A 222-nucleotide genomic window follows, 5' to 3' on the forward strand; every position below is an offset into this window, starting at 1 on the left:
GGTTCGGGTCTGGGCAGGCTTGCCGGCTTGATACTCCTCCAAGGCCGAAGCCTTGCGGGCCCGCATGGCGTCAGCCAAAGCATCCATGTCGAGACCGGCGGCGCGCGCTTGCGCGAACATGCCTTCGACGCGCTTCTCCTCCTCCTCGACGTGATGTTCGATCTCCTCGGAGAGAACCTTGACCTTGGCGTCGTAGAATTCGTCATCCGGCGAGCCCGCCTC

Annotated in this window: 1 protein-coding gene; it reads right to left on the reverse strand. The window is 64.0% G+C overall.

Annotation, left to right across the window (positions count from 1 at the left end; translation table 11 throughout):
• A partial coding sequence (locus tag RRF55_RS28735; RefSeq protein ID WP_439419407.1) for a hypothetical protein occupies window positions 1–222 on the reverse strand: 222 nt, incomplete at both ends.

The organism is Klebsiella sp. K47, assembly GCF_051858335.1.
GTDB classification, from domain to species: Bacteria; Pseudomonadota; Gammaproteobacteria; order Enterobacterales; family Enterobacteriaceae; genus Klebsiella; species Klebsiella pneumoniae.